Here is a 7,328-nt window from a genome sequence, read left to right as displayed (position 1 = left end):
CGAATCCTCGTACCCCAGCCACATTAAAAAAGCTCGCTTCGGCGAGCTTTTTGCTTTTCTGCGTATATTCAATGCCGAATGTGATGCTGACACGTCTTATCCTTCAATGTCGGATGCGACGCTGGCGCGTCTTATCCGACCTACGGTTGGCATGCATCCGGCAATGTTGTAAGGCTACAACCCTAATGCATATTTCAGCGCCTGACGTTTCAACACGCCAGCACGCTCCGCAGCCATTAATCCGAGATTACGCACAAAACGCAGCGGCGGCAGATTATTGCTGAATCCGGCATAAAACAGATCCATACCGCTTTGCATAATGAAGTTATCCGCCATGCGCCGCATCTGGTAACGCTTGAGCACAGGATAACTGGCCCACGCTTCGCCATAGCTGCGGGCGTTGACCAGAACATCAATCAGGGCATCAACATCACGATAACCAAGATTCACCCCCTGCCCCGCCAGCGGATGGATGGTATGCGCGGCATCGCCCACCAGTGCAAGCCCTGGTTGCACATACTGCAACGCATGGCGACGTGTCAGCGGAAACGCACCAGCGGCAAGCGGTGTCACGTAACCCAGACGCGACGGGAAATGCTTCGCGATTTCCGCCTGTAACTGCGCCATATTCATATTCTGCAACTGGCGAATGCGCGCCGGAGAGTCATACCACACCAGCGATGCCCAGTTATCAAACAGCGGCAGAAACGCACGAGGTCCGTCCGGGGTAAATTGCTGCCAGGTGCTGTCGCCGGGATCGTTCTCGCACTGTACGCTAATCAACATACACGACTGCGCATACTGCCAGGCATGAACGCCAATTCCCGCCATCTGCCGCACCTGCGAATTTGCGCCGTCGGCACCAATCACCAGTTTCGCGCGGATCACTTCGCCGCCCTTCAGTTCCAGCTCCTGAAGATCATTATGGCGATGCAGCGCAATCAGCGAGGTTGGCACACGTAACGTCACGTTCGGATGCGCTTCCAGCGCCTGCCAAAGCGCCTGTTGCAGGACAGTGTTTTCTACCATATAGCCCAGCAACGGTAACTTAAGTTCAGCGGCGTCAAACGCCACATGCGCCGTTTCCCACTCCCAGGTTTCCAGTCTGCGGTAAGGATGGCAACGCATAGCCTGTACTGCATCCCAGACGCCTAAACCTTTAAGCAATGATACCGAAGCCGCACTAATCGCCGAGATCCGCACATCCGGCTGGCTATCAGCGACAAACGGCGCAGGTTCTGCGTGCTCGATTACCGTTACCGAAAATCCGTGCTGTGCCAGTCCCAGCGCCAGTGCACCGCCGACCATTCCTCCGCCGACAATGGCAATTTCCGTTGGTTGATTTGTCATGGTCAATCATCCTGTTAGCAATATGCTTTAAGTTTACAGGATTTTTACCCCCAAGGGCTGATAACGCTCATACTGGTCACAACGGCAGCAAAGCATTACACTATGCGCCCTGCATTCCTGGCTACTATTTCGCAAGAGCAAGTCGATGACCAAAAAACTCCATATTAAAACCTGGGGCTGTCAGATGAACGAGTACGATTCATCGAAGATGGCCGATCTGCTGGATGCCACCCACGGCTATCAACTGACCGACGTGGCGGAAGAAGCGGATGTGCTGCTGCTGAACACCTGCTCAATCCGCGAGAAGGCTCAGGAAAAAGTCTTCCATCAGTTGGGTCGCTGGAAACTGTTAAAAGAGAAGAATCCGGACCTGATTATCGGCGTCGGCGGCTGCGTGGCATCGCAAGAAGGCGAGCACATTCGCCAGCGCGCCCACTATGTCGATATTATTTTTGGGCCGCAAACGCTGCACCGTCTGCCAGAGATGATCAACTCCGTGCGCGGCGACCGCAGCCCCGTTGTAGATATCAGCTTCCCGGAAATCGAGAAGTTCGACCGTCTGCCGGAACCGCGCGCCGAAGGGCCGACTGCGTTTGTCTCCATCATGGAAGGCTGCAATAAATATTGCACCTACTGCGTGGTGCCTTACACCCGTGGTGAAGAGGTAAGCCGTCCGTCCGACGATATTCTGTTTGAGATTGCCCAGCTTGCGGCACAGGGCGTGCGTGAAGTCAACCTGCTCGGTCAGAACGTGAACGCCTGGCGCGGTGAGAACTACGACGGTACCACCGGATCGTTTGCCGATCTGCTGCGTCTGGTTGCTGCGATCGACGGGATCGATCGTATTCGCTTTACCACTAGCCATCCGATCGAATTCACCGACGATATCATCGAAGTGTACCGCGACACGCCGGAGTTGGTGAGCTTCCTGCACCTGCCGGTACAAAGCGGTTCCGATCGCATCCTCAACCTGATGGGCCGTACCCATACGGCGCTGGAGTACAAAGCGATCATCCGTAAACTGCGTGCGGCGCGTCCGGATATTCAGATAAGTTCTGATTTCATTGTCGGCTTCCCGGGCGAAACCACCGAAGACTTCGAGAAAACGATGAAGCTGATTGCCGACGTCAATTTCGACATGAGCTACAGCTTTATCTTCTCCGCACGTCCGGGTACGCCAGCCGCCGATATGGTTGATGATGTTCCAGAAGAAGAGAAGAAGCAGCGTCTGTATATTCTGCAAGAACGTATCAATCAGCAAGCGATGGCATGGAGCCGCCGGATGCTCGGCACCACCCAACGTATTCTGGTAGAAGGTACATCGCGTAAGAGCATCATGGAACTTTCCGGGCGTACCGAAAATAACCGCGTGGTCAACTTCGAGGGCACACCGGATATGATCGGTAAATTCGTCGATGTAGAAATTACCGACGTCTACCCGAACTCTCTGCGCGGTAAAGTGGTGCGTACTGAAGATGAAATGGGTCTGCGCGTGGCAGAAACACCGGAATCGGTGATTGCCCGTACCCGCAAAGAAAACGACCTGGGCGTGGGTTATTATCAGCCGTAATTCTCAGGCCCGCCAGTCTGGTAAGTTTTGAGACTGACGACAAACGCAAATTGCCTGATGCGCTACGCTTATCATGCCTACATGATTCCAGCAATATATTGAATTTGCATGAATTTGTAGGCCGGATAAGGCGTTTACGCCGCATCCGGCATGAACAACACGCACTTCGTCAATAATCACTGGCCCGCCGTTCCGGTGGGCCTTGTTTTTTCTCTCTTTATCCCCATCTTTATCGCAATGCTTGCGCCTTTTTCCTGTGGCGTGAATAATTTCGTTATAGGCCGGTGAATGTTCAGCTTCCGGCGGCATACAGATAAGAGGAACAGTTTGAACATAGACACTCGCGAAATCACCCTGGAGCCAGCAGACAACGCGCGTCTGTTGAGCCTGTGCGGCCCGTTTGATGACAACATCAAACAACTCGAACGCCGTCTCGGCATCGAAATCAATCGCCGCGATAACCACTTTAAACTGACCGGCCGCCCGATTTGCGTCACCGCCGCGGCAGACATTCTGCGCAGCCTGTATGTCGATACCGCCCCAATGCGCGGTCAGATTCAGGATATCGAACCAGAACAGATCCACCTTGCGATTAAAGAAGCGCGCGTGCTGGAGCAAAGCGCAGAGAGCGTGCCGGAGTACGGCAAAGCGGTCAATATCAAAACCAAACGCGGCGTAATTAAGCCGCGCACGCCAAACCAGGCGCAGTACATCGCCAATATTCTCGACCATGACATCACCTTCGGCGTTGGCCCGGCGGGTACGGGTAAAACCTACCTGGCGGTAGCTGCGGCAGTTGATGCCCTGGAGCGTCAGGAAATTCGCCGTATTCTGCTGACTCGTCCGGCAGTAGAAGCCGGTGAGAAACTGGGCTTCCTGCCGGGTGATTTAAGCCAGAAAGTAGACCCGTATCTGCGCCCGCTGTACGACGCGCTGTTTGAAATGCTGGGTTTTGAGAAAGTCGAGAAACTGATTGAGCGCAACGTTATTGAAGTCGCGCCGCTGGCCTATATGCGTGGTCGTACGCTGAACGACGCGTTTATCATTCTTGATGAGAGCCAGAACACCACCATCGAACAGATGAAGATGTTCCTGACCCGTATCGGTTTTAACTCAAAAGCGGTTATCACCGGCGACGTCACGCAGATCGACCTGCCGCGTAATACCAAGTCTGGTTTGCGTCACGCCATCGAAGTGCTGGCCGATGTCGAAGAGATCAGCTTTAACTTCTTCCACAGCGAAGACGTGGTTCGTCACCCGGTGGTGGCGCGTATCGTTAACGCCTATGAAGCCTGGGAAGAAGCTGAACAAAAACGTAAAGCGGCGCTGGCGGCAGAACGCAAGCGCGAAGAACAGGAACAAAAATGAGTCAGGTGATCCTCGATTTACAACTGGCATGTGAAGATAATTCCGGGTTACCGGAAGAGAGCCAGTTTCAGACATGGCTGAATGCGGTGATCCCGCAGTTTCAGGAAGAGTCGGAAGTGACTATTCGCGTGGTCGACACCGCCGAAAGCCACAGTCTGAATATGACCTATCGCGGTAAGGATAAGCCGACCAACGTGCTCTCCTTCCCGTTTGAAGTGCCGCCTGGCATGGAGATGTCGCTACTGGGCGATCTGGTTATCTGCCGTCAGGTGGTTGAGAAGGAAGCTCAGGAGCAAGGCAAACCACTGGAGGCGCACTGGGCGCATATGGTGGTGCATGGCAGTCTGCATTTGTTAGGTTACGATCACATCGAAGATGACGAAGCAGAAGAAATGGAAGCCCTCGAAACAGAGATTATGCTTGCTCTGGGCTATGAGGATCCGTACATTGCCGAGAAAGAATAATTTGCCAGGCATTTGACTGGCAGATGTCCCCGCCGTTGGTGATTAACGACGGCGTTTTGATTAACTAACATGAGAACCCATACGACGCCATGAGCGACGACAATTCACACAGTAGTGACACGATAAGCAACAAGAAGGGATTTTTCTCCCTGTTACTCAGCCAACTTTTCCACGGTGAACCGAAAAACCGTGACGAACTGCTGGCGCTGATCCGTGATTCCGGGCAGAACGACCTTATCGACGAAGATACGCGCGATATGCTCGAAGGGGTAATGGACATCGCAGACCAACGCGTTCGCGACATCATGATCCCCCGCTCCCAGATGATTACCCTGAAACGCAACCAGACGCTGGACGAATGCCTTGATGTCATCATCGAGTCCGCCCACTCACGTTTCCCGGTGATTAGCGAAGACAAAGATCACATTGAAGGGATTCTGATGGCGAAAGACTTGCTGCCGTTTATGCGCAGCGATGCTGAAGCCTTCAGCATGGACAAAGTGTTACGTCAGGCGGTTGTCGTTCCTGAAAGTAAGCGCGTAGACCGGATGCTGAAAGAGTTTCGCTCTCAGCGTTACCACATGGCGATCGTCATTGACGAATTCGGTGGGGTTTCCGGTCTGGTGACCATTGAAGACATCCTGGAACTGATTGTTGGTGAGATTGAAGACGAGTATGACGAAGAAGATGATATCGACTTCCGTCAGCTGAGTCGTCATACCTGGACTGTGCGCGCACTGGCTTCCATTGAAGATTTCAACGAAGCGTTCGGCACCCACTTTAGCGATGAAGAGGTTGACACCATCGGTGGTCTGGTGATGCAGGCGTTTGGGCATCTTCCGGCGCGTGGCGAAACCATCGACATCGACGGTTATCAGTTCAAAGTGGCGATGGCCGATAGTCGGCGTATTATTCAGGTTCATGTCAAAATCCCGGATGACTCACCCCAGCCAAAGCTGGATGAATAAAACCGAAACTGGATAGATAACTACATGGCTTTTGCCTCATTAATTGAACGCCAGCGCATTCGCCTGCTGCTGGCGTTATTATTCGGTGCCTGCGGAACGCTGGCCTTCTCTCCTTACGACGTCTGGCCTGCGGCGATTATTTCGCTGATGGGGCTTCAGGCGTTGACCTTTAACCGCCGTCCACTCCAGTCTGCCGCTATTGGCTTTTGCTGGGGATTTGGCCTCTTTGGCAGCGGTATTAACTGGGTCTATGTCAGCATCGCGACCTTTGGCGGAATGCCTGGCCCGGTTAACATCTTCCTGGTGGTACTGCTGGCGGCGTATCTGTCGCTGTATACCGGACTGTTTGCTGGCGTGTTGTCGCGTCTGTGGCCGAAAACCACCTGGCTACGCGTGGCGATTGCCGCCCCTGCTCTCTGGCAAGTAACCGAGTTTCTGCGCGGTTGGGTGCTGACTGGCTTCCCGTGGTTGCAGTTCGGCTATAGCCAGATTGACGGCCCGTTAAAAGGGCTGGCACCGATAATGGGCGTGGAAGCCATTAACTTTCTGCTGATGATGGTTAGCGGCCTGCTGGCACTGGCGTTAGTCAAACGCAACTGGCGTCCGCTGGTGGTGGCCGTCGTGCTGTTCGCCCTTCCCTTCCCGCTGCGTTACATCCAGTGGTTCACCCCGCAACCGGAGAAAACCATTCAGGTTTCGATGGTTCAGGGCGATATTCCGCAATCGCTGAAGTGGGACGAAGGCCAGCTTCTTAATACGCTGAAGGTTTACTACAACGCAACGGCACCACTGATGGGTAAATCGTCGCTGATCATCTGGCCGGAGTCAGCGATAACCGATCTGGAAATTAATCAGCAACCGTTCCTCAAAGAGCTGGATGGCGTTCTGCGTGAGAAAGGTAGCTCGTTGATCACCGGGATTGTCGACGCGCGTCTCAATAAGCAGAACCGCTACGATACCTACAACACCATCATCACGCTGGGTAAAGGTGCACCGTACAGCTACGAATCAGCCGATCGCTATAACAAAAACCATCTGGTGCCGTTTGGCGAGTTTGTCCCGCTGGAGTCGATTCTGCGTCCGTTAGCACCGTTCTTTGATCTGCCGATGTCGTCGTTCAGCCGTGGGCCATATATCCAGCCGCCGCTGTCGGTAAATGGTATTGAGCTTACTGCGGCTATTTGCTACGAGATCATTCTTGGAGAACAAGTGCGCGATAACTTCCGCCCGGATACCGACTATCTGCTGACTATCTCCAACGATGCGTGGTTTGGTAAGTCTATTGGTCCATGGCAGCACTTCCAGATGGCGCGAATGCGTGCGCTGGAGCTGGCGCGCCCGCTACTGCGCAGCACCAATAACGGCATTACGGCGGTGATTGGTCCTCAAGGTGAGATTCAGGCGATGATCCCGCAATTCACCCGCGAGGTGTTGACCACTAACGTGACGCCGACTACCGGACTCACGCCATACGCACGTACCGGCAACTGGCCGCTTTGGGCGCTGACGGCGCTGTTTGGTTTTGCCGCTGTGTTGATGAGTCTGCGTCAGCGACGTAAATAATCCCTTCTTATCGTGCCGGAATACATCCCGTATTTCGGCACGCTC

Annotated in this window: 6 protein-coding genes; 5 read left to right on the top strand and 1 reads right to left on the bottom strand. The window is 53.9% G+C overall.

Annotated features, from left to right (window positions below; translation table 11 throughout):
- Window positions 1-174: 174 nt before the first annotated feature.
- Window positions 175-1,350, bottom strand: coding sequence for a 3-demethoxyubiquinol 3-hydroxylase (gene ubiF / locus FEK46_RS14995; protein WP_135406198.1), 1,176 nt, complete (start codon window positions 1,348-1,350; stop codon window positions 175-177).
- 145 nt (window positions 1,351-1,495) lie between these two features.
- On the opposite strand from ubiF, the gene miaB reads away from it, so the two are divergent.
- The 5 genes from miaB (at window position 1,496) to lnt (ending at window position 7,283) form a co-directional block, all read left to right on the top strand.
- A complete protein-coding gene (miaB, locus tag FEK46_RS14990) occupies window positions 1,496-2,920 on the top strand; it encodes a tRNA (N6-isopentenyl adenosine(37)-C2)-methylthiotransferase MiaB (protein WP_000162740.1) in 1,425 nt (474 codons plus the stop codon).
- A 327-nt stretch (window positions 2,921-3,247) separates the two neighbouring features.
- On the top strand, window positions 3,248-4,288 hold the full coding sequence (locus FEK46_RS14985; RefSeq protein WP_001018040.1) for a PhoH family protein: 1,041 nt from the start codon (window positions 3,248-3,250) through the stop codon (window positions 4,286-4,288).
- Window positions 4,285-4,752 carry an rRNA maturation RNase YbeY gene (ybeY, locus tag FEK46_RS14980; RefSeq protein ID WP_130206518.1) on the top strand — a complete coding sequence of 156 codons (468 nt, stop codon included), beginning with the start codon at window positions 4,285-4,287 and terminating at the stop codon, window positions 4,750-4,752. Before FEK46_RS14985 ends, ybeY begins: the two co-directional genes overlap by 4 nt.
- Before the next feature lie 89 nt (window positions 4,753-4,841).
- Window positions 4,842-5,720, top strand: coding sequence for a CNNM family magnesium/cobalt transport protein CorC (corC, locus tag FEK46_RS14975; RefSeq protein ID WP_001278605.1), 879 nt, complete (start codon window positions 4,842-4,844; stop codon window positions 5,718-5,720).
- Between the two features lie 24 nt (window positions 5,721-5,744).
- On the top strand, window positions 5,745-7,283 hold the full coding sequence (lnt, locus tag FEK46_RS14970) for an apolipoprotein N-acyltransferase (RefSeq protein WP_135559941.1): 1,539 nt from the start codon (window positions 5,745-5,747) through the stop codon (window positions 7,281-7,283).
- Window positions 7,284-7,328 lie beyond the last annotated feature (45 nt).

It is taken from the genome of Escherichia sp. E4736, assembly GCF_005781225.1.
Classification (GTDB): Bacteria; Pseudomonadota; Gammaproteobacteria; order Enterobacterales; family Enterobacteriaceae; genus Escherichia.
The sequence above is the reverse complement of the archived record's forward strand: the minus strand, read 5'-3'. Positions and strand labels throughout refer to the sequence as shown.